Here is a 22,867-nt window from a genome sequence, read left to right on the forward strand (position 1 = left end):
CGCGTGCGGGCGCAGGCAGCGGGGATCTGTCGCGGATGCAAGGGCCCCCGTGACACAGGTGGCCGGAGCGCGCCGCAACTATCCCGCGACCAGTGGAGCGGAGTGGAGGTCGCGTACCAACTGTGGGGTGAGCAGTTCTCCGGCGCGGTCGGCGAGGGTAGCCATCTCATAGCCGACCAGGCCGACGTCACACCCCTCGGCGGCGAGGACGCCGAGACAGCTGCCGTCGCGAATGCGGCCCACCATGAGGAAGCCCCCGAGCATTTCGATCATCACGAGTTTCATGCCGCGGAAGCCGTGTGTGGTGGACGCGTTCTGGGCGAGGCTGGTGATGCCGGAGACGATGGCGGCGAGGTGGTCCGCGCGATCTCGGCCGAGGTTGTCCGAGGCAGCCATGAGCAGGCCGTCGGTGGAGACGGCGACGGCATCGGTGACGCCGTCGGCGGTGCGTACGAACTCCGAGATGAGCCAGCCGAAATTCTGGATGGCGGTGGTCACTATGACGCTCCTTGTGTGCTTCGGGCCTCGGCACGGGCGACGCCTGCTCGGAAGCCGTTGAGCAGGGAGGAGACAGCGGGCCTGGCGGGCGGGGGTGAGACGGAGGGTGCTTCCACGGGGGCGAGCAGGCGTCCGGGGAGGGCAAGGAGTGCGGAGAGGCCGCCGCCGGTGGTGTCGAAGAGGTGGACTTGGGCACCTTCACCGAGGCGGTGGGCGAGTCGGCCGACGACGAGGTGGCCGAGGAACCGAGTGGGCGCGGCGAGGAAGGCTTCCTCACCGGCGTCGGAGAGGCGGGCGTTGGCACGTTCCTTGTCGGCTTCGGACATGCCGATGCCGTGGTCGACGACAGCGAAGCAGTACGTGTTGTCCTCGGTGTCGTACCAGCCGTGAACCTCGACCGGTTCGGTCGGTGGCGAGAAAGTCAGCCCGTTCTCGATGAGTTCGGCAAGGAGGTGGGCGACGTCGGCGACGGCGTGCCCGCGCACCCGCACCGGCTCCACGGTGGCGATCAGGACCCGTCGGTACTGCTCCACCTCGGCGACGGCGGACTGGACGACTTCCAGGCCGTCGGCGGGTGCTGCCGTGGGCTGCGGCGAATTCTGCCCGACCAGGACCAGAAGGCTTTCGGCGTTGCGCCGCATCCGGGTGGCGAGGTGGTCGAGCTCGAAGAGCTCGGCGAGGGCGTCCGGGTCGAGTTCCTGCCGTTCCAGGCGGGTGATGAGGCTGAGCTGACGACGCACGAGGTTCTGGTTGCGGCGGCCGAGATTGGCCAGCGATTCGGTGGTGTTACGGCGCAGGCCGGCCTGCTGGGCGGCCAGACGGAGGGCGGTGTGTTCCACCTGGTGCAGGGACGCTGCGACCTCGGCGATCTCCGCCGCGCCGCCCAGCAGCCGTGAATCGAGGTTGTCCGGCGCGTCCGCCGGCGGGAGGATCTCAGCGTGGTCCTGCAGGGACTGCTGGATACGGGCGACAGTCGTGGGCAGCCGGTGCCGCGCCACGTCGTGGGCGGCCTCGGCGAGCGCGCCCAGCGGGCGTGTGAGGGAACGGGAGGCAAAGGCGGCGAGGCCCGCTACGAAGGCGGCAATGAGCGCTCCCGCGACGAGATAGGCGGCGAGGCCGATCTCGGCGTCGTGGCTGAGCCGGCCGGCCCGGTCCCTCGCGTCGTCACCGACCGACTGCTGGACGGCGTACAGATCGTCGACGAGTACGGTCATCGCGTCCCACCAGGCGCCGGCGTCGGCGTGCAGCGCGGAGCCATCGGCGGCGCCCTCCGCCCGGCGCTCGTAGACGGTGGCGCGTTCGGCGTCCTCGGTGCCGAAGGCGTTCTTCAGAGCCGCGCGCTGGGGTGCGGTGGCGACCTGCCGGAAACGGGCGAGGGCGGCGACGCGCGTAGCACGTACCTCGGTGAACGTGAGGTACTCGCGGCCGTGAAAGCCGCCGTTTGCGAACACGCCATTGAGGAGGCCACGTTCGAGAGCGACCGACTCCTTGGCCGCGGCCAGTTCCCGCAACGCCGCGAGCCCGTCAGCCAGTTGACGATCGATGCCATTCGCGGTTTCCACTACCGGGTCGACGGCGTTGAGGGCTTCGACGGCGGTGGTGTAGAAGTTCAGTGTCGCGGCCCGGTCCGCGGTGCCCGCGCCGCCCCTGTCGGTGGCGGCCCGGATGTCGCCAAGGCGCCGCAAGCGCCGCTGAATGACATCCTCGACGGCGCTTTCGTGGCGCATTCCGCGCAGTGCCGTGTCAACGCGCTTGCGAGTAGCGGCGAGCGGTGGGCGGAACCCCTCCTCACCTCCCAACAGACCGTTGGTCAGGCCGCGTTCGCGCTGCAGCTGGTGCACCAGGGCCTGGATTCGCAGGCTCAGGCCAACCTCGGAACGGGTCGTCCGGGCGTCGCCGAGGGCCACGGCGCGGCCCTGCACGGCGAAACCGGCCACCGCCAGCAGCAGGCAGATCGGGACCGTGATGACCACCGCCACACGGCCCCTGATGCTGCGCCAACCAGGCATCGACCGACGGCCAGAAGGCGTTTGGCCACTGCGGCGGCGCCCCGAACCGCCCTTGCCTAAAACGCTCTTGCCGATTGCTTCGAACCTGCCCAGCGCCAGCCGTACTGGCGTCCACACCCTCATGGTCACGACGCTAGTCCGACCGCCGTAGCGGCCGGTTTCCGACCTGTTAGGCCGCGTGAGAGATTCAATTGCGCCGCCCTCACACCGCGGGCCAAGAGACTGTGACCGCGGATGACAAGGCAGGCGACGCCAGGCACCGGCCCAGCACACCCGACATCCACGCGTGACATCAACGGCACCGGACGGCGGCGCACTCGCATGCCCGGGCACGGAGTACGCCACCGCAGGACACTGCCGGAAGGGCCGGCTCAGGAGGGGTTTCCTCCCCGACTGACCCTTTGCCGTTTCACGAGGCATCTGACGAGCGGGACCTGTGAGGCCGCTGTGACGTTTGCTGAAGCTTCTGCGCTCCTCTAGTGAGGTTCGACGGCCTCACCCACACTCACGCTTCGTCCGACTTGGCCCTCAGTGACACATGAGCCGCACGTCCGATCGGCCAAGATCGACATACTTCCTTGGGGCAAATTTGACGAGAAGTGCCATGCCGAAACGCGTACTGGCCAGGGCAGTGGGCGCTGTCGCGGCGATGACGGTTGCGCTCACGGCCGCGCCATTGGCGGACACCGCGCAGGCCTACAGCTCGACATCGGGAACGCTGAGCTTCGGCGGCGATGCGGGTGAGCCCATTTCAGGAGGCCAGTCGTACGAGTACACGACTGGAGCAGTCCAGATGTTCGACGTCCAGGGCAGCGCGGACGAGAACAGTCTCACCCTTGCGATAGATGCGGACGAGGGAACGCTCTGGCGTCTCATCGTCGCCGCGCCCGATGGTCAGAAGCTGACCGAGGGCACCACGTACACCGGGGCGAAGCAATGGCCCGATGCCCAGCCGGGGGATCCGGAACTGGTGTTCAGCGGGATTGACAACGGCACCGAGAAGGGGTGCAACACCAACTCCGGCTCCTTCACCATCGAACACATCACGTTCGGCCCCTACAGCTACGTCCATGAGCTCGACGCCACCTTCGAGCAGTACTGCAATGGATCAACGGTGCCTCTGCGCGGCGCGGTTCACGCGGTCATGCCCGAACCTCCGCTTGAACTCGCCATGGGGATGAACGTCAACCCCGAGGGCACGGTGGACGTACCGGAGGGTCGGATCACCGTCGGTGGCACCGTGACGTGCAACAAGCCGACCAGCGTCTCGCTCGTCGGCCAGATCTTCCAGATCCAGAAGAAGGAAACGCCGGCCGCGACTTATGAGACCGCCGTGGCCTGCACCCCAGGCTCGCCCGTCCCATGGTCTGTCAGCCTCACCAGCCAGGAACCCGGCACTTCGTTCCAAGCCGGCCCCGCAACGATGCGCAGCAGGGCCCGGGCGAACGACCGGGACTACCCGGTGACTGCCGACTCCGGACAGCAGGAGTCGGAGGTCACGCTCTCCAAGTCCTGACCCGGGCGTTGGCCCCTCATCCTGCCCGCCGTGTCATGTATCCGGCGGAACACGTCCTCTTCACTGTGGGAGATTCATGCGCAAGCGCGCAACCTTCGCTGTGCTCGCTGCCGCCTCCGCGCTGGGCGGATTCATCAGCCCTGCCGCGTACGCGGACGAGACCCTCGGCGACATCCAGATCGTCAACGTCTCCGTCAACGGCGGTAAAAGCATCGCTGTCGGCCTCTCCGACAAGACGGTCACGGTTTCGGTGACCGCCACCGATCCCTCGGGCATCTGGGACGCGGACTTCTACCTGTGGCGCGGAACGGATCCCGACAACCCCGACGGCTACATCACGCCGAACGAGGACACCACTCCCGCGGACTGCGTGGCCTCCAGCGCGACCACCTCCACCTGCTCGAAGACCTTCACCTTCGAATCTGACTGGTGGCTCACCAACACCGACGCCGGGACCTGGAAGGTCGGAGTCGACGTATGGGCCAACGACGACAGTTGGACCCAGCGGGACGCCTACACGACCACCCGCATCCAGCGGTACTCGAAACTGACCGTCAACGCCGGCCCGGAACCGATCGCCAAGGGCAAGACCCTCAAGATCACCGGAAAGCTCACCCGGGCGAACTGGGACACCGATGTCTACGCGGGCTACACCGTGCAGCCGGTCAAGCTCCAGTTCCGCAAGGCGGGCACCAGCACCTACACCACCGTCAAGACGGTGAACACCTCCAGCACGGGTGACCTGCTGACCACGACCACCGCGTCCGTGGACGGCTACTGGCGCTGGAACTTCGCCGGCACCACGACTACTCCGGCCGTTTCGGCGACCGGCGACTACGTCGACGTGCAATAGCGCTCGACGGCGAGGTCGAGTCGGTCCGGCCTTGTGCCGGGCCGACTCCGTTTCCGCTTCATCGGCACTTGATTTCTTGGTAGGGGGCGATCAGCCCCCCCAGCGAGCGGCTCCGCCCTCCGCGTCGCCATCGCGTCGCCATCGCGTCGCCACCGCGTCGCCACCGCTGCGCGCGGCCGGGCTGCCCGCTCACCCGAGGCAGCGCCTCCCCGAAGGGTCCGCTGCCGGCAGCGGGGGCTCTGGGGCAGGGCCGTTTGCGCCCGTCGCCGGTCGAGGCGGCGGGCGCGGGTCGAGGCGGCGGGCGCGGGCCGAGACCACCGGGTGTCCGGCCGCCGGATCCAGGGGGTGTCCCATCCCGGACAGGCATCCCAGGCTTGCTTGTTTCCGCAGGTCGCCGGGGGTGGGACCGTCCCACCGTTGCGGGTTGGGCGGCGGCTGTTGTCCCCGGCCCATGGCGGATCCGATGCTGTGGCTGTCGCACCGGCTGAAGCGGCCGACCGCCCGGCAGCACCACGACACCCCGACTCCCCCGTCCACTGGGACACCCATCCCTTTGGGCACCCGGGACGCAGGGCGCGGACGCTCAAGGCGCCCGACCGCCTTCGCCCCCGCCACCGCAGTCCGAGGGAGGAGACAGGTGGTGTGGCGGCGACGGTCCGGCACGCACCTCGAATCCGCGGTGCCGGGCCGCCGGCAAGCGCGACCTCATACCGATCAGAAAAGGAACACGCATATGAACGTGAAGTCCCTTACGGGCCGCCGTGTGGCCGTGGCCGCGGGTCTCGTCCTGGCTCTTGGGTGTGGTGTGTCGGCACAGGCCTCCGTCACCGGGCCGGGGACGGTCAGCGGGAAGGCCAAGGACGCGGTGAAGCACCGCTCGGGCGGCACTGCCGCCAAGGCCACCGTCGCCGCCTGCTCCCAGGACGTCCTCGGGGTGTCCGCCGTGAAGGAGCCCGCAGACAGCCAGGACGCCCGGCACCTCCTCCTCAGCGTCCAGAACGCCGGCGACAAGAAATGCAAGCTCTACCGCTACCCTCTCGTGCGGCTCGGTGCCGGTCGGACCACGGCCCCAGTGATCAAGGAGAGCGACCCGAACCCGGGGGTGCCCGTCACCCTCGCTCCGGGTGAGGAGGCGTATGCCGCTCTGCTCGTCAACGGCCCCATGGACGAGTACGAGGCGAAGAGCATCACCCTCAGCCTCCAGGGTCGTACGCCCGGCAGCCTCGCGAGCAAGCCGATCGATGTCCCCATGCCCGTCGACACGTTGTACGCCAACGACTTTCAGCGTGTCACCTACTGGACGACCGCTCCCGGTTACGCCTTGGACTTCATCATGTCGAAGTGACGGACCTCGACGGATGCGGGGTGAGGCGAGTGGGGGTACAGCGAGGCACACGCGTGCGGGTCGGTTGCGCGCCCGCCGTCGTGGCCGGCTGCCGGGCCGGCTGTCGTCGGCCGGCGGGCGGGCAGTGCGGTCTGTTGCTTCGTCAGTCGCCGGTTTCCGTCGTGTCGTAGGCGGCGGTCACGGGGACCCAGCCATGGGGGTTGCGGTACCAGTAGTGCGGTAGCCCCTCGATGCTGGTGGTGCGGAACGGGCGGCCGTGATCGTCGATGCGCACCGTGCCGGTCCGGCCCTGTGAGGACCAGTCGAGCTCGAGGTACCAGTCGCAGGTGCAGGACTCGGTGCGCGCGGAGAGCAGCAGGACCTCCGGCTCCTGCAGGGACACCCGGTAGGGGAAGCCGAGCGCGGGGGCCGGCCTGTCCGGGTCGTTGCCGGGCATCGAACGGGCCAGGGGTCGGTTCATGTCGAGGTTCACGGAGAAGTAGCGGGGGACGAGGACGGCGCCGCAGCCTTCGTACAGGGAGTAGGCGATGCCCCGGCGGGCGGCGGGGGTGGTGCGGTTGACCACGCGCACATGCAGTGCCTCCAGGACGACGGCGGCGGAGCCGCGTCCCTGCACCGAGATCCGCAGATCGGTGGTGCGCCCGTGCACCGCCCGCTGGGACGCGGCCCACGCCGCGGCGTCCCCCGGCGTCGGCGGCGGCGGGACCTGCTCCGGTGGCTTGGCGATGACGTAGTCATGGTCGCATTCGAGCTGCCAGAGGTGGGAGTTGGCCGTCCAGGTGAGCGGGGCCGACGATGGGTCCGTGCCGGCGCCCGCCCGGTTCCTCTCCGGGCTGCCGCCACTGTGCGTGGCCGGAGCGGAGGGATTCGGTGTGGTGGGGGCGGAGGCCGACGACTCACCTCCGGCGGAGGGGGGGCGGGCGGCGGATGCGGTGAGGCCGGCGAGCGCCACGGCGAGCGAGGCCGCCAGCGCCATCGATCGCACGGGCCGTCGTCGGGGGCGCCCGGCGTGGGGCTGCCGGTCGGCCGGCGCAGTCGGCCCCTGGCACGGGTCGGCCGTCGAGGTCGGCCCCCGGCACGGGTCCGCCGTCGAGGTCGGCTCGGGGCTCGGGCCGGCCGGCGAAGTCGGCTCGGGTGCCTCGTCCGTCGGGCTGGTGTGGCTCGCCGATGCGGCCGATGCCGCGGTGCTCGTGGTGTCCTGGGGCGTCGGTGACCGCCGGGCATCGGATGGGCGTGGTCGTTGCCGTGCCGCGACCGCCAGGATCCACCGGCGGTGCAACTCCACGCGTTCCTCGGGGGTGGCTCCGCAGAGGGCGGCGAACCGCTCGATCCCGGCGAAGTCCAGGGGGACCGCCGCTCCGGCGCAGTAGCGGTGCAGCGTGGAGGCATTCATGCCCAGACGGCGGGCCAGCGCCGCGTAGCTACGGTCCGTGCGCTCCTTCAGACGCGTCAGCAGTATCGCGAACTCCGCCGCGTCCTCGTGGATTGCACCCATGTGGTCCGTACTCGCATCCATCCGTCGGCCTGTGCAGTCATGTCCCGATCCGGGACGGCATTCCAGGCACTCCCCACTCCCCACTCCCCACTCCCCACTCCCCATACGTGCACGTCAGTACGGCTGGGATGGTTCCAGGGTCGCGAAGCGCGAGCTTGCACGCCACCGCCGGCCCGAACACCCCGTGCGGGTCGTTCTCCATCGACGCCACCGTCCGCACGGAGTCGGCTTCCGGGCCTCCACCGTCAGTGTTCATCGCCCCTGTCCACCGGCGGCGAATCCTATTTACCACTGAAGAAAACACAAGAAGACCCGCTCGGCCCATAAAGTGCGAGTGAGATACGTAGGAAATCAATCAAGAAATTCCTTCCTCACGTTTCACACCGACAGGGTCACTCATCTGCCGCGCATCTGGAGGAGGGGAAGCGGCGTTAGCGGTATATGACGAAAGCAAGGTCCCAGGGCCTGCCTCGACGCGACCCGAGGACGGATGGTCTGTCTGCGGTCCGTGATCTGACAGTGGGGAAATACGCTCCACCGCCTGGTGCGGCATACTCGGCCCTTCCGGTACGGGACACCGTGATCGGGGACGGTGCGCGGGTCGAACGTCGGGTCACCGAGCCGCTGCTTCGCGAGTTCATCGCGCTGCTGGAGGCGATCCAGGGGGAACTCGATTCGCGGTGGAACGGCCAGCAGAGCTCCGGCCGTCACGCGGACCGCGCCCGAGGGGCGCATTCCTATGAATCATGACTATGTAGACCCTTCCTTTGCGCGGCGTGAAGGGTATTCAGACGCATACTCCTACGGGTCGGGCACCGGCTGGAACGGTGGACCTGTCGACAGCGTGCACGAAGGGGTTCCCCTGACCCCACCCGACGCGGGCTGGGACCCGGTCGAGGAACTTGCCTACCTCATGCAGGAGGCTGTCCCGGCGGAGCAGACGGCCAGGGTGCCGCCACCTCGCAGCGAGTCCTCGCCCGACGCCGACTTCACCGACCCGATGGAGAATCTGGCGCAGATCACCGCTCAACTGCCGCCCACCCGGCGCTCTTCCGCCGGGCATCGGAAGTTGCGAGTCCGAAAAGTCCGGCTCAAGTGGTTGCAGATCGGGAGCTTCGTCATCGTCGCACTCGTTGCCGTCATCGTGGCGATGGTCAGCGTCTTCGGCGGCATGGTCGCCTACAAGCCTCTGCAGAGCATCACGTCCGGAACGGGAGGTGGAATGTTCCCGTTGTGGCCTCTTCTCGTGTACGGCCCCTGGATGGTGGCCTCTCTCTCCATCCTCCGGACTGCCCTGCATCAGCGCCGAGCCGTGCACTCGTGGTGCGTCGTTCTGCTCTTCTCCTCCGTCGCGATGGTGCTGTGCGTAGCGCAGGCGGAGAAGACCTTCACCGGTATCGCCGGGGCCTGCCTGCCCGCTCTCGCGTCCCTCGCGTGCTTCCACCAACTCATCCGGCAGATCACCTTGACCCTGCCCCCGCGGCAGACCACGCGTCGCAACCGCCAGTAGCGGAACGACCCGCCGTGAATGAGCGCAGAAAGACGGCAAGGGGTCTGCTCGGGGGACAGACGGAAGGCCGGCTCAAGAGGGGTTTCCTCCCGGGCCGGCCCTTTGCCTTTCCGGTGCCGTGCCCTTCGGCTGCAGGTGCGTTTCGGCGAGCGGATCGCCGATCCCCGCCGGACGGAAGGAGCCCGGGCCTGACGCGCTCCGGCGATCGCTTTGTACAGTGCGTGTCGAGGGGGCGACGTGAGCGATGAGGGTTTGGACGACGACGCCGAGTATCAACGGGCCACGGGCCGGGCGTGGTTCATGGTGGCCGTCGCCTCATGCTGCTCGCTGATGGCTGTCGTGTTCGTTGCCCTCGCCGTCCTCGGCGTGGGCGTGTTCGTGGCTCTCGTGGACATGCTCAGCAAGTAGGCCCGACGCGGACGGCAGTGCCGGAACTCCGGAACTCCACAGTGTCTCGCGCCTCCCGGCTCGAGAAGCCGCGGCGCTCCCGCCGGTGGTCGGCGGGTCGCGAGACGCGCAGGCGCAGGCGCAGTCGCAGACGCACAGGCTGCCCTCGAACAGGCCTCAGGGGAAAGGGAGTTGGAGAAGCGTGGAGGAAGAGCGACGGCGTCCGGACGGGGCGGATCTCGTGGTCGCGGGGTGTGGATGGCTGCTCATCGTGGGTGGCATCGCCTCGCCGGGTCTCCTGCTGAACGACGGGCCGTTGACGGCGTACATGGCCGTCGTGGGTGGTGTGGTGGGGCTTCTGTGGGTGCGCAAGAGGTTGGCCGGAGAGCGCGACCGGCACCTCCGGCCATGAGCGGCGAGGCCGGGGAGTCGGTTCCAGGGGAAACCCACCCCGGCACGCCTCGGCAGACCCCCGCATCAGCGGGCCTGCCCCCGCAGGCTCGGGCCTCAGGGAACGTGCCCGGCAGACCCCGGCAGACGTCGGCGCAGGAGGCGTGCCCGGCGACCCCGGCGACCCCGGCGCAGGAGGCGTGCCCGGCGACCCCGGCGACCCCGGCGCAGGTGGCGTGCCCGGCAGACCTCGGCGACCCCGGCACAGGAGGCCTGCCCGGCAGACCCCGGCGACACCAGTGGCGGATGGGCGGTTGTGACCGCCGTCGTGCAACCTTCGCCGGTTCAGGGAGCGTTCACCTCGGATGGGCGTCCGCTTGGCGCCGACGCCTCCGGACGTGGGCGGTCGGGGGACGGGCCACGGCGGTGGAGCAGCGAGGGGGCCAGTGTCAGCGTCACGGTGACCGAGGCGGCGGCCATGACGGTCATCGCCGTTCCGGGCGAGGTGAGTTGGGCGGTGCCGCCCGCCAGCGCCGCGCTCACGCCCTGCATCGTGAGCATGCCCGCCGTGTGGAGCCCGAGGGCGTGGCCGCTGAGGTCGTCGGGGATCAGGGCCACCAGGCGTTCCTGCTGGATGAGGCTCGACCCGAAGCCGATCGAGGCGACGGCGACGAGGACGGCGGCGACCGCCACGCCCGGACGCAGGACGAAGAAGAGGTACGGCGTCGCGAGGAGCAGCAGGAAGGGGACGCCCAGGCGGGCGCGCACCCGGGGCGGCAGGAAGCGGCCGGTCGTCACGTCCCCGACGAACATGCCGAACGCCGCGAAGGCGAACAGCGCGCCGGCCCGGCTCGGCGCGTACGACACGTACAGCGATTCGCAGCCGACGACCAGGCCGTTCGGCACCCAGAGCAGGAGATAGAGGGTGCGGCGTTCCGGTGAGGAGAAGAGGCGGGCGTTCGTGCGCCAGGTCCGGGCGATGGACGGGCGGCCGGCGGCGCGGGGTGCGCGGGGTGTCAGGCCCAGCCGGGCGGTCAGGGCCGCCGCCAGGTACAGGCCGGCGGCGAGGAGGAGCGTGGCCCGCGGGGACAGCAGGGCCACCAGGACGCCGCCCGTCGCGAACCCCACGACCTGGGCCACTCCGCTCATCATGTTGAAGACCGAACGCCCCAGCAGGTAGCCCTCCTTGGCGAGGATCTCGTTGAGCAGGCCCCACTGGACTCCGCCGCCGCAGGACTGGATCAGGCCGAGGAGCAGGAGCAGGGCGAAGATCGTCCACACCGGGAGACCGGGGATCGCCATGGCCGCCGTACCGAGCCCGAAGAGGGCCGCGATACCCGCCACCGTCGCCCGCGGCGGCAGCCGGTCGGCGGCCGACAGCAGGGTGGTCGCGCCGACCACCTGGGCGAGCGAGGGGCCGAACATGCTGAGCGCGGTGAGCAGCGGCGACTGCGTCGCCCGGTACACCAGGGTGGCGAGGGCCAGACCGCTCACCGTCGAGGCGGCGGTTCTGAAGCAGGAGGACAGGAACAGCGGGGTGAACTCCCGCGTGCGGAAGAGCTCGGAGTAGCTGCGCATGCGCGGAGTCTCCGGGGCCGGACGGGCGGTCGATAGTGTTTCGCGTGGTGGCGAAACGTCCGGCTGGGGAGGGGTGCGGGGATGGGCTGGTGGCAGGTGAACGCCGACACGCTCGCCGGGAGCCGTTTCGTGCTGTCGCCGCTGGCGGAGACGTTCGCCTGTCTGAAGATGCTGCACGCCGGGACCGCGACGCACCCCGGCGAGCGCGCCTGGCTGGGCGTCCACCTGCCCGCGTACCGGAAGCGGCTGGCCGCCGACCCGGTCACCGCGCTGCTCGTCCGCTGCGGGCTCGGGCAGGCGTGGATCGCCGACTTCCTGACCCCGACCCCGTACGGCGACGAGACCTTCGAGGCGGAGGTCGCCCGGGTGCGGGAGGCCTCGCCCCGGGAGGCCCGCGCCCATCTCGCCCGCTCGGTGGGCGGTCCGCTGCCCGCCGGTCTCGCGGACCGCGACGATCTGCCCGAGCGGGCCGCCGCGCTGCTCACCGCCCTCTGGGAGGAGTCCGTACGCCCCGACTGGGAACGGCGGCGGCGCGTCCTGGAGGCCGATGTGGTGGCGCGGACCGCGCAGTTGGGCCAGGGCGGCTGGGCGGCGGCGCTGGACGGACTGCGGCCCGGAACGCGCTGGCTCGGCGACAACCGGCTGCAGGTCAACCTCCACGAGTACCCGCCGCGCGAGATCTCCGGCGCCCAGCTGGTCTTCGTGCCCGTCACGCCGAAGGCCGGCTGGGTGTCCTGGGAGGAGTCCCGCCGCTACGCCGTGGTCTACCCGTGCACGGGGGCGCTGGCCGATGTGCGGGCCGATGCGGTGCCTGAGAGTCTCGGGGCGCTTCTCGGGACCGCCCGCGCCGGGGTGCTCGTCCTCCTCGACTCCCCCCTGTCCACCAGTCAGCTGGTGGCCGTGACCGGGCAGGGGCTGGGGTCGGTCGGGCGGCATCTGCGGGTGCTGCTGGACGCGCGGCTGGTGGAGCGGCGGCGGGCGGGGCGGTCGGTGCTGTACTCGCGGACGGCCGCCGGTGAGGTGCTTGTCACAGCGCAGCGCGACGGACGGACCGGCGGGACCGGTGGGACCGTCACCTACCGGAGTTAGCATCCGTTTATGACTACTGACAACTCTGTGCTCGACGTGGAGATCGGGGCCCTCCAGGGGGGTTCCGCCGATCTGTCCCAGTTCGCGGGCAAGGCCGTGCTCATCGTGAACGTGGCCTCCAAGTGCGGTCTGACCCCGCAGTACGCCGGCCTCGAGCAGCTGCACGCGCGCTACGCCGATCAGGGCTTCACCGTCCTCGGGGTGCCCTGCAACCAGTTCCTCGGACAGGAGCCGGGCAGCTCCGAGGAGATCGCCGAGTTCTGCTCCGCGACCTACGGCGTGACCTTCCCGATGACCGAGAAGGTCGACGTGAACGGCGACGGGCGGCACGGACTGTACGAGCGTCTGGTGGGCACCGCCGATGCCGAGGGGCACGCCGGCGACATCCGCTGGAACTTCGAGAAGTTCCTGATCGGGCGCGACGGCACGGTCGTCGGCCGCTTCTCCCCGCAGACCGAGCCGGAGTCGGCGGAGCTCGTCTCCGCCGTCGAGAAGGCGATCGCCTGAGCCCAGCCGTTGACCTCGCCCTGGGGTGGAGGCCCGCCGTCGACCTCGCCCCTGGGGTGGAGGCCCGCGGTTGACCTTGCCCCTGGGGCAAGGGGGAGCGTCCTCGTCACCGGGCGGAAGGCGCCCGGTGACGGAGGATGACAGGGTGGACAAGGATCTGCTCACCATCGGCGCGTTCGCCTCGCGGGCGCGGCTCTCGGCGAAGGCGCTGCGGCTGTACGACCGGCTGGGGCTGCTGCCCCCGGCGTATGTCGACGAGGACAGCGGCTACCGCTACTACCGCGCCGAGCAGACCGAACGGGCCCGGCTCGTCGCGCTGCTGCGCCAGCTGGACATGCCGCTGGCGCGGATCGCGGACGTGGTGGGGGCGCGCGGTACCGACGCGGCCGCGCTGCTCGCCGCGTACTGGGACGGCGCCGAGGCGCGGTTCGCCTCGCAGCGGGCGCTCGCCGACTACCTCCGTGGACGTCTTTCCGGGAGGAGTTCCGAGATGTACGAGAATTTCGTCGTCAAGACCGCCGAGGTGCCCGAGCACGTCGTACTGACCGAGAAGCGGCACGTCCTGGCGCCCGAGCTGCCGGTGTGGATCCCCGGCTCGCTGGGACGGCTGGAGGAGGGCGCCCGGGAGGCCGGGGGTGTCACGGGGCCGCCCTACGTCGTGTACTACGCCGAGGTCGGCGTGGAGAGCGACGGTCCCGCGGAGGCGTGCGTGCCGGTCGCCGACGAGGCCGCGGCTCGGGCCTGGGCACGGGGGCGGGGACGGGCCACCGGGGTGGAGGTCCGGGTCCAGCCGGCCCAGCGCATCGCCTATGTCCGCATCAGCAAGGCGCAGGTCGCCCACCCGCAGATCCTCGCCGCCTTCGAGGCGGTCGAGAGCTGGATCACCGAGCAGGGGCTGTCCTCCGACGGCCCGTGCCGGGAGATCTACTTCGCCGACTGGGACGCGGCGGGGCCCGAGGACGCCGTGTGCGACGTCGCGTTCCCGGTGAAGTGAGGCCACGTGGGGTGAGGCGAAGCGAAGTGACGTGAGGTGTGGGCGTGGTGCGGCAGCCGTGCCGCACCACGCCCACCTTCGTGTGGTGCAGCGCCCACCTTCGTGTGACATTGCGGGCGTCGCACCCGGCAGCCGTGTACGAGTGGGAGTTTCGGTGGTCTCGTCCCCTCTCGGGAGTTCGCTGTGCTTTCTGTCGCTTCCTCACTAGACGTTCCCGCCCAGGCTCCGGGAGGCGGGGCATCCACGGAAGTCGAGGAGCGCCGGCTCTCGTGGGAGGGGTACGCGTACACCGCCCGGATCGCACGGCACCGCGCCCCCGTCACGGAGCCGCTGCTCGTGCTGGGCGGTTCGGACCAGACGCGGTACTCGTGGGTGCGGCACGAGCGGTGGCTCGGGGCGCTCGGGACCGTCGTCACGGTGGATCTGCCCGGGTTCGGGGACGCCGACTTCCTGCCCACCGAGCACGGGATCGACTTCCTCGCCGAGTGCGCGGGACACATGCTGCGCGAGCTCGGGCTCGGCCCGGTGAACCTGTACGCGGGGTGTTACGGCGGGGCGGTCGGGCTCCGGCTGGCCCAGCGGTATCCGGAGCTGCTGCGCCGGGTGGCCGTGCAGGGGATGTCGGATCACATTCCGGACTGGTTCGCCGAGGCGCTCGTCGGCTGGGTGCGGCTTCTGGAGGAGGGGCGCGTCGAGGAGACCGCCGAGGAGTTCGTACGGTGCTTCGTGCCGCCGCCCGGCGACCGCACCGTACGCAAGCACGTCGCGCTGACCCGGCTGATGTACCGGCAGTTCACGGCGCAGACCCCGCGCGACGTCGCCGTGACGATCGAGCGGAACCGGCGTCTGCTGGCCCACGAGTGGTACCGGCGCGCGCCCGTCCCCGCCGTGCCGTATCTCGCGTTCACCGGCGAGCACGACACGCTCACCACGCCCGACATGGTCCGCTCGGTGGCGGCGGACCTGCCGGGCGCGCGTTTCACCACGATCGCGGAGTGCGGGCATCTGGCCCATCTCCAGCGACCCCAGGACTTCTGCGACCTGCTCGTCCGGTTCTTCCGGGACCAGCGTCCGGAGGACGCGGGCCTGCCCTACTGCGGGCCGTTCGAGCAGTTCTAGTTCCTGTCACACATCACGCGGTCCGGGTGCCCGCCACCACACACGGGCCCGGCGCCCGTACGGCGCCGGTGGCCGGGACTCAGCGCAGCTCCTCCGGGCAGGGTGTGCCCCGGGGGAGCTGGTACGGCGCCGCGAGGCGGTAGGTGCCCGGCTTCGGGGCCAGCAGCTCCGTCCACTCGTCGCCCGCCGCGGTCTCCTCCGTCGGCATCAGACAGCCGTTGAGGTTGTCGTACACCTTCGAGGTGCCGTCCCCGCCGTCCCTCGACGCCTTCGTCTCCTGCGGCGGCTTCAGGCTCTTGCCGTCCTCGTCGACGATGCTCAGCCACGGCGAGTACGGGATGCGGATGAGGATGCGGCCCGCCTTCTTCACCTCGATGGTCAGCTCACCCTGCTCGGCACGGTCGACGACGGCGTTCGGCTCGGCGAGCGGAGTGGGGTCGGTGACGGTGAAGAGCTGCCAGTTGGCGTCGGCCCAGACCTGCCGGAGATAGGGCATGCCCCGCTGGACGAGCTCGCGTTCGCGCAGACCGCCGTCGCCGTCCGGTTCGCCCTTGGGCAGCACGACGTAGTGGATGGCCCAGCGCTGCAGCCACTCGTGGTAGTTCGCGGAGTTGAGCGTGTCGTCGTAGAAGAGCGGGTTGCGCTCCATGTCGGCCTGGCGGTTCCAGCCGCGGGCGAGGTTCACGTAGGGGGCGAGGGCGGACGCCTCGCGGTGCGAGCGGGCGGGGACCACCTCGACGCGACCCTTCTCGGCGTTCACCACCTGGAGCTGGTTGACGAGCGGCGCCAGCTCGCGCCCGAAGGACGCCGCCGGGGTCGTGTGCACGATGTCGTCGATCGACTTGAAGCCGATCCACCCGTTGAAGACGACGACGGCGAGGACGATGGCGTACCACTTGCGCGACTTCCGCACGGTGAAGGGCAGCGCGGCGATCAGGACGACGCCCGCGAAGAGCATCGCGAGGCGGGTGATGTTCGAACCGATCTGGGAGCTGATCAGCCAGACGAGGAGCACTCCGAGGCCGTAGACCGCCGCCGTGGTCCGTACCGTCATCCACTCCTTGGGGACCAGGAGGTAGACCAGGACGGCGTACCCGAACGGCAGGATGACCGAGTAGAACTCCATCGGCTGGGTGCCGGAGAACGGGAAGAGCCAGGCCGAGACCGCGACCACGAGCGCCGGGGCGATGCCGAGGGCGTAGGCGCCGGGGCGGCGCTTCTGGAGGAACAGGGTCACCGCCACCAGACCCACGAACAGTCCGGCGACCGGTGAGGCGGCCGTCGCGAGCGCGGCCAGCGGCGCCGCGCACAGGGCTTTGGCCCAGCGCTTGTAGCGCCAGCGGTAGGGCCAGCAGAACACGACGGCGACCGCGGCGAGCGCGAACATCGTGCCGAGGCCGTAGGTCACCCGGCCCGAGATGGCGTTGCACAGCAGCGCGAAGACACCCGCGAGCGCCGGAGCGGTCGGGTTCCGTACCGCCCGGCTGCGGATCAGGATCATGGTCAGCAGGCCGGCCGAGAGCGTCCCGGCGATCATCATCGTCGTCCGGACGCCGAGCACCGACATCAGATACGGCGAGACCATGCTGTACGAGACCGGGTGCATTCCGCCGTACCAGGCGAGGTTGTACGCCGAGTCCGGGTGCCGGCCGACGAACTCCGCCCACGCGTCCTGCGCCGCCAGGTCCCCACCACTGTTCGCGAACGTGAAGAACCACACCACGTGGAGCACGCCGGCGAGGACGGTGGAGAGGACGACGGGATGGCGGCGGAAGAGGTTCGACAACGCGGCGCCGGCCGACGCGGGAGGTTCGGTCCCGTCGGGGTCCTCGCTGTCACCGGGGCCTTCGGTGCCGCCTCCGCCTTCGCCGCGGACCACGTCGTGGCTACGGTCGTTCAGCGGTATTCGCGGGCCCGTTCCGTGGCCCGGATCGGCGTCGTCGGCGTGGGTCTTCTCCGCTGTCGCCACTGCAAGGTTCTCCCCGTGTCCCGTTGTCCGTTCTGGGCCGGGACCCGCGGCTCGCGAGCAGCCCCGATTGTCGCGACGCTAGCACGCACTCCCCCGGACAGCGCCCGGGTGGGGCGCCGTCCGGCAGAGTGCGTGCGGGTGCTGCTCCCCGGTGTACGTCACCGATCCGTGCGCGCGTACGCCATCGGTGTCCGGGTCCGCTCAGCCGACGCGCGTCAGCTTCGCGCCGAGGCCGGGCTCGGCGAGGTCCGACTGGAGCGCGACGGGGATCTTCACCGCCCGGCTGGAGCCGTCACCGACCGTCAGGTTGCCGACGACGGTGCCCGCCTTGGCGGAGTGCGGGACCACGGACCGGCCCTCGCCGATCGACAGCCGGGTCTTCAGACCGGGCCAGCCGACCGCCGTCATGTTCTTGGTGGCGACCACCGGGGTCCGGCCGCCGAGCTGGTCGTCCACATAGCCGACGACCTGGCCCTTCTTCACCACCGTGGCGGTGATCAGGCTCTTCTGGACCTTGTCGATCAGCTTCTGGCTGTTGGCGAGCGCCAGCTGGAGGCTGTCCCAGACCTTGCCGGTGCCGGCGTTCTGGTTCATCACCGCGCCATAGATCATCTGCGTCTTGCCGTCGACGTTCTTGGTCGCGGCCCACACCAGGTTGCCGCCCGCGGGCGTCGACGAACCGGTCTTCAGGCCGATCACGCCGACCTGCTTCACCAGCAGGTCGTTGTTGTTGTAGATCGTGTTGTCCAGCCCCGGGACATCCGCCTTGGCCATCCCGACGACGCTGCGGAACACGTCGTTCTTCATGACCTTCTTGGCCAGCTTGATCTGGTCGGTGGGCGTGCTGACCGTCGTCTTCAGCAGACCGCTCGGGTCCGTGTACGTCGTGTTCGTCATGCCGAGGTCCTTGGCGGCGGCGTTCATCTTGGCGACGAAGCTCTTGCTGTCGGAGTCCCAGCGGGCCAGCAGTCGCGCCGCGTTGTTGCCGGAGGGGATCATCAGCATCTGGAGCATCTGACGCTCGGTGAACTGCTGGCCCTTCGACATCGCCGCCGTCGACTCGTCCGGCAGCTTCGACTCGTCCTCGGCCTGCTGGTCGACGGTGATCTTCTCGCCGTCCTCGTTCCCCTTGAGGGGGTGCTCCTGGAGGATCACGTACGCCGTCATGATCTTGGCGACGCTCGCGACGGGGGCGGGGGTCTGCTTGCCGTCGGTCCCGAGGCTGCCCACGCCCTCGACCTCGATCGCGGACTGGCCCTGACCGGGCCAGGGCAGGTCGAGGGTGCCGCCGTCGAACGTGTACGTCTCGTCGGCGGTCAGCGTGAGACCCGGGTCCGGCAACGGACGGAAGGCCTGTGCGACTGCGAAGATCACCACGAGCAGCAGGACCAGCGGCGTCCAGATCTTGACCCGACGCACGAACGTCCGGACCGGGGTCTGCGGCGGCGGCGGAGTGTTCGTCAGCTCGGCCAGCAGGTCGAGCGGGGGCTTCGGCGGAAGGGGCTGCTGGGTGGTGCGCTCGGGGCCGACCTGCGGCATGGCCGTGGTGGCCGCCGCCGGCCGGTCGGTGCTCCCCGGAGCGGGGGCGGGCTTCGGTCGCGCCGGGGCGGCGGGCTCGTCGGGCCGCTTGAGGGGGACGAACCTGCTGGTGCGCTCGGGTTCACCGGCGGACCTGGCACCCCGCCCGTCGGCGGGCCGCTCGTCGGCCTTGGAGGCGGCCTTCTCGTCGGCCTCGGCGGGCCTGTCGGCGGGCTTGTCGGCCGGCCCGGTCACGGGCTTCTCGTCGGCCGGCCGGCGGGTGGCGCCGCCCAGCTTGAGCATGGTGGTGGGCTGGTCCACGGCCGGAGGCCGCGGAGCCTTGAAGATGGCGGTGGGCTGATCGACGGGGGGCTCGGGCGCGGAGTCCGCGCCCGTGTCCGAGGTCTCGTCGGTCTCGTCCGTCTCGTCGGTCTCGTCGGTCTCGTCGGGCTTCGTGTCCGAGGTCGCGTCGACAGAGTCGGAGTCGCTGCCGGGACGGCCCTTGGGCGCGTCCTCGGGCGCGGGAGCGGTTGCCCGTGCGGAGGCTTCGGCCGGCCGGTCCTCGGGCTCGTCGTCCGGCACCGCCTGGGGCGTGTCCTGAGGCTCGTCCTGGGGTTCGGGCCGGGGTTCGGGCCGGAGCTCGTCCACGGCCTCGGCGGCGGCCTCGTCCGCGGCTTCGGCTTCGGCCTCGGCCTCGGCGGCTCGGGACGCGAGAGCGGCGTCCAGCGCGGACGCCGGGCCGGACTCGGCCTTGGGCTCGGCCTCGGGCGTGGGCTCGGCCTCCGAGGCAGTCTCACCGGAGGCGGCTTCCGGCTCCTGGTCGGCCTCGTGCTCCTCGTCGGTCTCGAGGTCGGCGGCGGAAGCGGCGGCGGCCTCCGCGTCCCGCTCGGACGCCGCGTCGGACGAGTCGGCCTCGTCGGCCGCGTCCTCGGCCCTTCCGGGCTCCTGCCCGGCGTCGTCGGCACCGTCTCCGGTGGCATCGGCCGTCGGGCCGGCAGCGTCCGTGTCAGCGCCGTCCGTGTCGGCACCGTCGGCGTCGGCGTCGGTGCCGTCCGCGTCCGTCCCGTCCGTGTCGGTCGTGGCGCCGTCACCGCTCTCGGGTCCGGCGTCCGCGCCCGCCGGAGCGGGCTCGCCCGATCCGGCGACCCACGCGGCCACCGCCGCGCGCAGCCGGGTGTCGCCCTCGACGCTCTTGCCCCCGGCGGCGTCGGTGCCGGCCTCGGACTCCGAGGTCCGCTCCGACTCGGCCGTGCGGGACGCGTCCGCCGACAGCGCCTTCGTGGAGAACACCGCCGTCGCCTGATCCACCCGTACCGTGGCGGCCCGTTCACGGGCCATCGCCATCCGGGGGTCGGCCGGAGCCGAGCTCTGGGTCGACGTCGACACCGGCGCGCCCGACCGCGCCGGACTCGGAACCGGCGCCGGGGTCACCGGCGTCGCTTCTGCCGACGACGCCGACGACTCGTGCTGCTTCGACCTGTCGGGGGACTCGCCCGCCACCGATGCCTCCTCCATGCGGCGCACGCCCTCCGCGCGCCGAACCGAACCGTCAAACCCTTGAACCGCCGCCCGGACACCGCTGTCCGAACCATGTACCAGTGTCCTGTGTGAGGGCCTGACCCCTGCGGTAGACGAGAACGACATACCTGCCGGTTCCCTCATATTCCGGTCACGCGCCCTCGACAGACCAATGTGAGAGGGGTCACCCTGTCATTCATCCACGCGGGGAGGCATGGATGGGCAAGAGCCGCAGAACAATTCCGGAGGAGCTTCTGCTGCTGGCGTTGGACCCGGCCACGGGTACCACCGCACAGCCGCAGTCGCTCGACCTCGGTCTGGCCGGAGCACAGCTAGTGGAGCTGGCGCTGGCCGGACGGATAGCCCCAGACGGGGATCGTATCGCCGTGGTGGTGCCACGGCCGACCGGAGATCCAACACTGGACTGTGCGTTGGAACTGCTTCGCCGACGCGGAGCACCCGTACGCGCGGTCAACTGGATTGGCGGACCCCGGCTGGGGCTGCGCCAGACCTACCTTTCGCATCTGGAGAGGTGCGGCATGGTCCATGCCGTGGCCGGCCAGATGTGCGGGGTGCTTCCGACGACTCGCTACCAAGCGACGGACACGGATATCAGCCGGGAGATCAGAACCCGGCTGGACAACGCGATCCGCACCGGCGTCCCGCCGGACCCGCGGACCGCGGCGCTCGCCGCGCTGGCCCATGCGGTCGGTCTCGGCAAGCACCTGTATCCGGGGAACGAGGGACGGTCGTCCCGATCCCGGCTGCGGGACCTGATCAGGCACGACCCCATGGGCGGCCTCGTGGCACACGCCGTGATGGACGTTCAGAACGGTGTGGCCGCACAGCCACGCCGCAGCCCGGCACCGGCAGGCCGTCCGGCCACCGCCGGAGTCAGGTCCGCACCGGAGACCGCCCGCGGTGTTCCGATGCAACCGCGTCATGGTTCGATGGCGCGCGCCGTGGCGCACTGAGCCGCAGCCCCACGGCGGCCCGCACCACCGCACTGCCGGCAGTACCCGCACCACCCACAGCACCCGCACCGCCAGCACCGCCGTAAGACATGAGCGCCGCACCGCAGTCCCCATGATCCGGTTCGGGAGCCGCTGGCTCGCGCGGGGTGGTGGGACCGTACGTCCGGACGACGACACGGTTCCGCCGCCCCGCGCGGCCGCATCCGACGACGGCCGCATCCGGGGAGAGCGCTTCTCCCAGGGACCGTGTCCTCCGGTGCGAGACCTCATCGACGGATCTCTCACCGGGAGTTCGCGGGCCCGCGGAGACCGCGCGGGGCCGCGTATACACGCCGAATCCACGAACGTGCGCCCACCCAGCGCATATACGCCGTTTCCCAGCGGTAGAAAGCACCTTGGTGGCAATCTGCTCAACAGCAGATACGCAAAGTACAGGCTCGTAGCCGGAGGTGCACGTCCCGTGGCGTCAAGTGTCAATCCCACCGTCCGGCGGCGCCGGCTGGGCCAGGAGCTGCGCCGGCTCCGCGAACTCAAGGGCATGACGGCCGAAGAGGTCGCCGAGCGCCTGCTGGTCTCGCAGTCGAAGATCAGCCGACTGGAGAACGGCAGGCGCAGCATCAGCCAGCGCGATGTCCGCGATCTGTGCGGGGTCTACGAGGTCGAGGACCACCGGATCGTCGACTCGCTGATGCAGATGGCCAAGGACTCGCGCCAGCAGGGCTGGTGGCACTCCTTCGGCGACATCCCGTACAGCGTCTACATCGGCCTGGAGACCGATGCCGCGAGCCTGCGCGTGTACGACCCGCAGGTCGTCCCGGGGCTGCTGCAGACCCGGCCGTACGCCGAGGCGCTGATCGCGGGGGCACTGCCGGAGACCGCGGCCGCCGACATCGACAAGCGCGTTCAGGTGCGGCTGAAGCGGCAGGAACGAATCTCCGCCCCGGACAACCCGCTGCGGCTGTGGACCGTCCTCGACGAGGCCGCGCTGCGCCGTGCCGTCGGCAATCGCTCGCTCATGCGCGAGCAGCTGGAATACCTCGTCGAGCAGTCCCAACTGCCGCACGTCACCGTGCAGGTGATCCCCTTCGACATGGGAGCGCATCCGGGCCTGAACGGCCAGTACGCGATCCTGGAGTTCCCCGACGCGGCGGACTCCAGCGTCGTCTACATCGAGGGCGTGACCAGCGACCTGTACCTGGAGAAGGCGAACGACGTCCAGAAGTACAGCGTGATGTATGAGCACCTGAGGGCGCAGGCCCTGAACGTGGAGCAGTCGCGTCAGTTCATCGCGGACCTCGCGAAGGACTACGCGCGCTGAGGAGCCCGGGGGCGGCCTCTCGAGGGCGCCCCCGCCGATGAGGTGCCGGACAATACACCTTGGTCACCTCAGCGCGGAAGACCCCACTGGAATATGCCATCCAGTCGAGTGAATAGTCGCTTCGCCAGCCGATGTTGGCGAGTAGCGTCGATCACGCCACCAAGCAACAACGTTGGCGCAAACCGAACTGCGGGTCACCTGACGGATCCGCAGCCCGGTGACAGCGCCGCGATGGCGTCGATGGCGGCAACTCATCGAAGAACGACTGCTTTCTGGAGCG

18 protein-coding genes are annotated in these 22,867 nt (G+C 70.4%); 12 read left to right on the forward strand and 6 right to left on the reverse strand.

Annotated elements, in window-relative coordinates; genetic code table 11:
• Window positions 1–78: 78 nt before the first annotated feature.
• Both OG788_RS20550 and OG788_RS20555 read right to left on the reverse strand, forming a co-directional pair.
• Complete coding sequence (locus tag OG788_RS20550; protein WP_351549121.1) at window positions 79–498, reverse strand: roadblock/LC7 domain-containing protein; 420 nt, start codon at window positions 496–498, stop codon at window positions 79–81.
• Window positions 498–2,630 carry a nitrate- and nitrite sensing domain-containing protein gene (locus OG788_RS20555; protein ID WP_406372587.1) on the reverse strand — a complete coding sequence of 711 codons (2,133 nt, stop codon included), beginning with the start codon at window positions 2,628–2,630 and terminating at the stop codon, window positions 498–500. Before OG788_RS20555 ends, OG788_RS20550 begins: the two co-directional genes overlap by 1 nt.
• Before the next feature lie 508 nt (window positions 2,631–3,138).
• Here OG788_RS20555 and OG788_RS20560 point away from each other — a divergent pair.
• The 3 genes from OG788_RS20560 to OG788_RS20570 all read left to right on the forward strand — a co-directional run bounded on the left by OG788_RS20560 (window position 3,139) and on the right by OG788_RS20570 (window position 6,221).
• Complete coding sequence (locus OG788_RS20560) at window positions 3,139–4,023, forward strand: hypothetical protein (RefSeq protein WP_406372589.1); 885 nt, start codon at window positions 3,139–3,141, stop codon at window positions 4,021–4,023.
• Between the two features lie 76 nt (window positions 4,024–4,099).
• Window positions 4,100–4,876 (forward strand): DUF5707 domain-containing protein, encoded by a 777-nt coding sequence (locus tag OG788_RS20565; RefSeq protein WP_406372591.1) that lies wholly within the window; start codon window positions 4,100–4,102, stop codon window positions 4,874–4,876.
• Window positions 4,877–5,609: 733 nt separating this feature from the next.
• Window positions 5,610–6,221, forward strand: a complete 612-nt coding sequence (locus OG788_RS20570) for a DUF4232 domain-containing protein (RefSeq protein WP_406372593.1) — start codon at window positions 5,610–5,612, stop codon at window positions 6,219–6,221.
• Window positions 6,222–6,363: 142 nt separating this feature from the next.
• Here OG788_RS20570 and OG788_RS20575 read toward each other — a convergent pair whose 3' ends face one another.
• Window positions 6,364–7,716 (reverse strand): helix-turn-helix domain-containing protein, encoded by a 1,353-nt coding sequence (locus OG788_RS20575; RefSeq protein ID WP_406372595.1) that lies wholly within the window; start codon window positions 7,714–7,716, stop codon window positions 6,364–6,366.
• A gap of 739 nt (window positions 7,717–8,455) precedes the next feature.
• On the opposite strand from OG788_RS20575, the gene OG788_RS20580 reads away from it, so the two are divergent.
• The 3 genes from OG788_RS20580 (at window position 8,456) to OG788_RS20590 (ending at window position 10,025) form a co-directional block, all read left to right on the forward strand.
• Window positions 8,456–9,226: a DUF2637 domain-containing protein gene (locus OG788_RS20580; protein ID WP_406372596.1), complete on the forward strand. Its 771-nt coding sequence runs from the start codon at window positions 8,456–8,458 to the stop codon at window positions 9,224–9,226.
• A gap of 237 nt (window positions 9,227–9,463) precedes the next feature.
• Window positions 9,464–9,634, forward strand: a complete 171-nt coding sequence (locus tag OG788_RS20585) for a hypothetical protein (RefSeq protein ID WP_406372598.1) — start codon at window positions 9,464–9,466, stop codon at window positions 9,632–9,634.
• A 181-nt stretch (window positions 9,635–9,815) separates the two neighbouring features.
• Window positions 9,816–10,025: a hypothetical protein gene (locus OG788_RS20590; protein WP_406372599.1), complete on the forward strand. Its 210-nt coding sequence runs from the start codon at window positions 9,816–9,818 to the stop codon at window positions 10,023–10,025.
• A 323-nt stretch (window positions 10,026–10,348) separates the two neighbouring features.
• Here the strand turns inward: OG788_RS20590 and OG788_RS20595 are convergent, their stop codons facing one another.
• Window positions 10,349–11,581, reverse strand: coding sequence for an MFS transporter (locus OG788_RS20595; protein ID WP_406372601.1), 1,233 nt, complete (start codon window positions 11,579–11,581; stop codon window positions 10,349–10,351).
• Between the two features lie 81 nt (window positions 11,582–11,662).
• On the opposite strand from OG788_RS20595, the gene OG788_RS20600 reads away from it, so the two are divergent.
• From OG788_RS20600 to OG788_RS20615, 4 genes are all read left to right on the forward strand, one after another.
• A complete protein-coding gene (locus tag OG788_RS20600) occupies window positions 11,663–12,670 on the forward strand; it encodes an ArsR/SmtB family transcription factor (RefSeq protein ID WP_406372603.1) in 1,008 nt (335 codons plus the stop codon).
• Between the two features lie 9 nt (window positions 12,671–12,679).
• Entirely contained in the window at window positions 12,680–13,177 is a 498-nt protein-coding gene (locus OG788_RS20605; RefSeq protein WP_406372604.1) for a glutathione peroxidase, read from the forward strand.
• Window positions 13,178–13,304: 127 nt separating this feature from the next.
• On the forward strand, window positions 13,305–14,171 hold the full coding sequence (locus OG788_RS20610; RefSeq protein WP_406372605.1) for a MerR family transcriptional regulator: 867 nt from the start codon (window positions 13,305–13,307) through the stop codon (window positions 14,169–14,171).
• A 183-nt stretch (window positions 14,172–14,354) separates the two neighbouring features.
• Complete coding sequence (locus OG788_RS20615) at window positions 14,355–15,290, forward strand: alpha/beta fold hydrolase (RefSeq protein WP_406372606.1); 936 nt, start codon at window positions 14,355–14,357, stop codon at window positions 15,288–15,290.
• Between the two features lie 79 nt (window positions 15,291–15,369).
• On the opposite strand, the gene OG788_RS20620 is transcribed toward OG788_RS20615, so the two are convergent.
• Both OG788_RS20620 and OG788_RS20625 read right to left on the reverse strand, forming a co-directional pair.
• Complete coding sequence (locus OG788_RS20620) at window positions 15,370–17,259, reverse strand: MFS transporter (RefSeq protein WP_406372608.1); 1,890 nt, start codon at window positions 17,257–17,259, stop codon at window positions 15,370–15,372.
• Window positions 17,260–17,460: 201 nt separating this feature from the next.
• A complete protein-coding gene (locus OG788_RS20625; RefSeq protein ID WP_406372610.1) occupies window positions 17,461–20,292 on the reverse strand; it encodes a serine hydrolase in 2,832 nt (943 codons plus the stop codon).
• Between the two features lie 221 nt (window positions 20,293–20,513).
• On the opposite strand from OG788_RS20625, the gene OG788_RS20630 reads away from it, so the two are divergent.
• Together OG788_RS20630 and OG788_RS20635 are read left to right on the forward strand one after the other, a co-directional pair.
• A complete protein-coding gene (locus OG788_RS20630) occupies window positions 20,514–21,269 on the forward strand; it encodes a GPP34 family phosphoprotein (protein ID WP_266759779.1) in 756 nt (251 codons plus the stop codon).
• 460 nt (window positions 21,270–21,729) lie between these two features.
• Window positions 21,730–22,587: a helix-turn-helix transcriptional regulator gene (locus OG788_RS20635; protein WP_351541387.1), complete on the forward strand. Its 858-nt coding sequence runs from the start codon at window positions 21,730–21,732 to the stop codon at window positions 22,585–22,587.
• Window positions 22,588–22,867: the final 280 nt, after the last annotated feature.

It is taken from the genome of Streptomyces sp. NBC_00647, assembly GCF_045207245.1.
In the GTDB taxonomy this organism is placed as follows: domain Bacteria; phylum Actinomycetota; class Actinomycetes; order Streptomycetales; family Streptomycetaceae; genus Streptomyces.

Bases quoted from the DNA above. Each gene is read 5' to 3' on its own strand.
- OG788_RS20555 (WP_406372587.1), bottom strand. From the start codon at position 2,630: ATGAGGGTGTGGACGCCAGTACGGCTGGCGCTGGGCAGGTTCGAAGCA.
- OG788_RS20565 (WP_406372591.1), top strand. From the start codon at position 4,100: ATGCGCAAGCGCGCAACCTTCGCTGTGCTCGCTGCCGCCTCCGCGCTG.
- OG788_RS20570 (WP_406372593.1), top strand. From the start codon at position 5,610: ATGAACGTGAAGTCCCTTACGGGCCGCCGTGTGGCCGTGGCCGCGGGT.
- OG788_RS20575 (WP_406372595.1), bottom strand. From the start codon at position 7,716: ATGGGTGCAATCCACGAGGACGCGGCGGAGTTCGCGATACTGCTGACG.
- OG788_RS20580 (WP_406372596.1), top strand. From the start codon at position 8,456: ATGAATCATGACTATGTAGACCCTTCCTTTGCGCGGCGTGAAGGGTAT.
- OG788_RS20595 (WP_406372601.1), bottom strand. From the start codon at position 11,581: ATGCGCAGCTACTCCGAGCTCTTCCGCACGCGGGAGTTCACCCCGCTG.
- OG788_RS20600 (WP_406372603.1), top strand. From the start codon at position 11,663: ATGGGCTGGTGGCAGGTGAACGCCGACACGCTCGCCGGGAGCCGTTTC.
- OG788_RS20605 (WP_406372604.1), top strand. From the start codon at position 12,680: ATGACTACTGACAACTCTGTGCTCGACGTGGAGATCGGGGCCCTCCAG.
- OG788_RS20625 (WP_406372610.1), bottom strand. From the start codon at position 20,292: ATGGAGGAGGCATCGGTGGCGGGCGAGTCCCCCGACAGGTCGAAGCAG.
- OG788_RS20630 (WP_266759779.1), top strand. From the start codon at position 20,514: ATGGGCAAGAGCCGCAGAACAATTCCGGAGGAGCTTCTGCTGCTGGCG.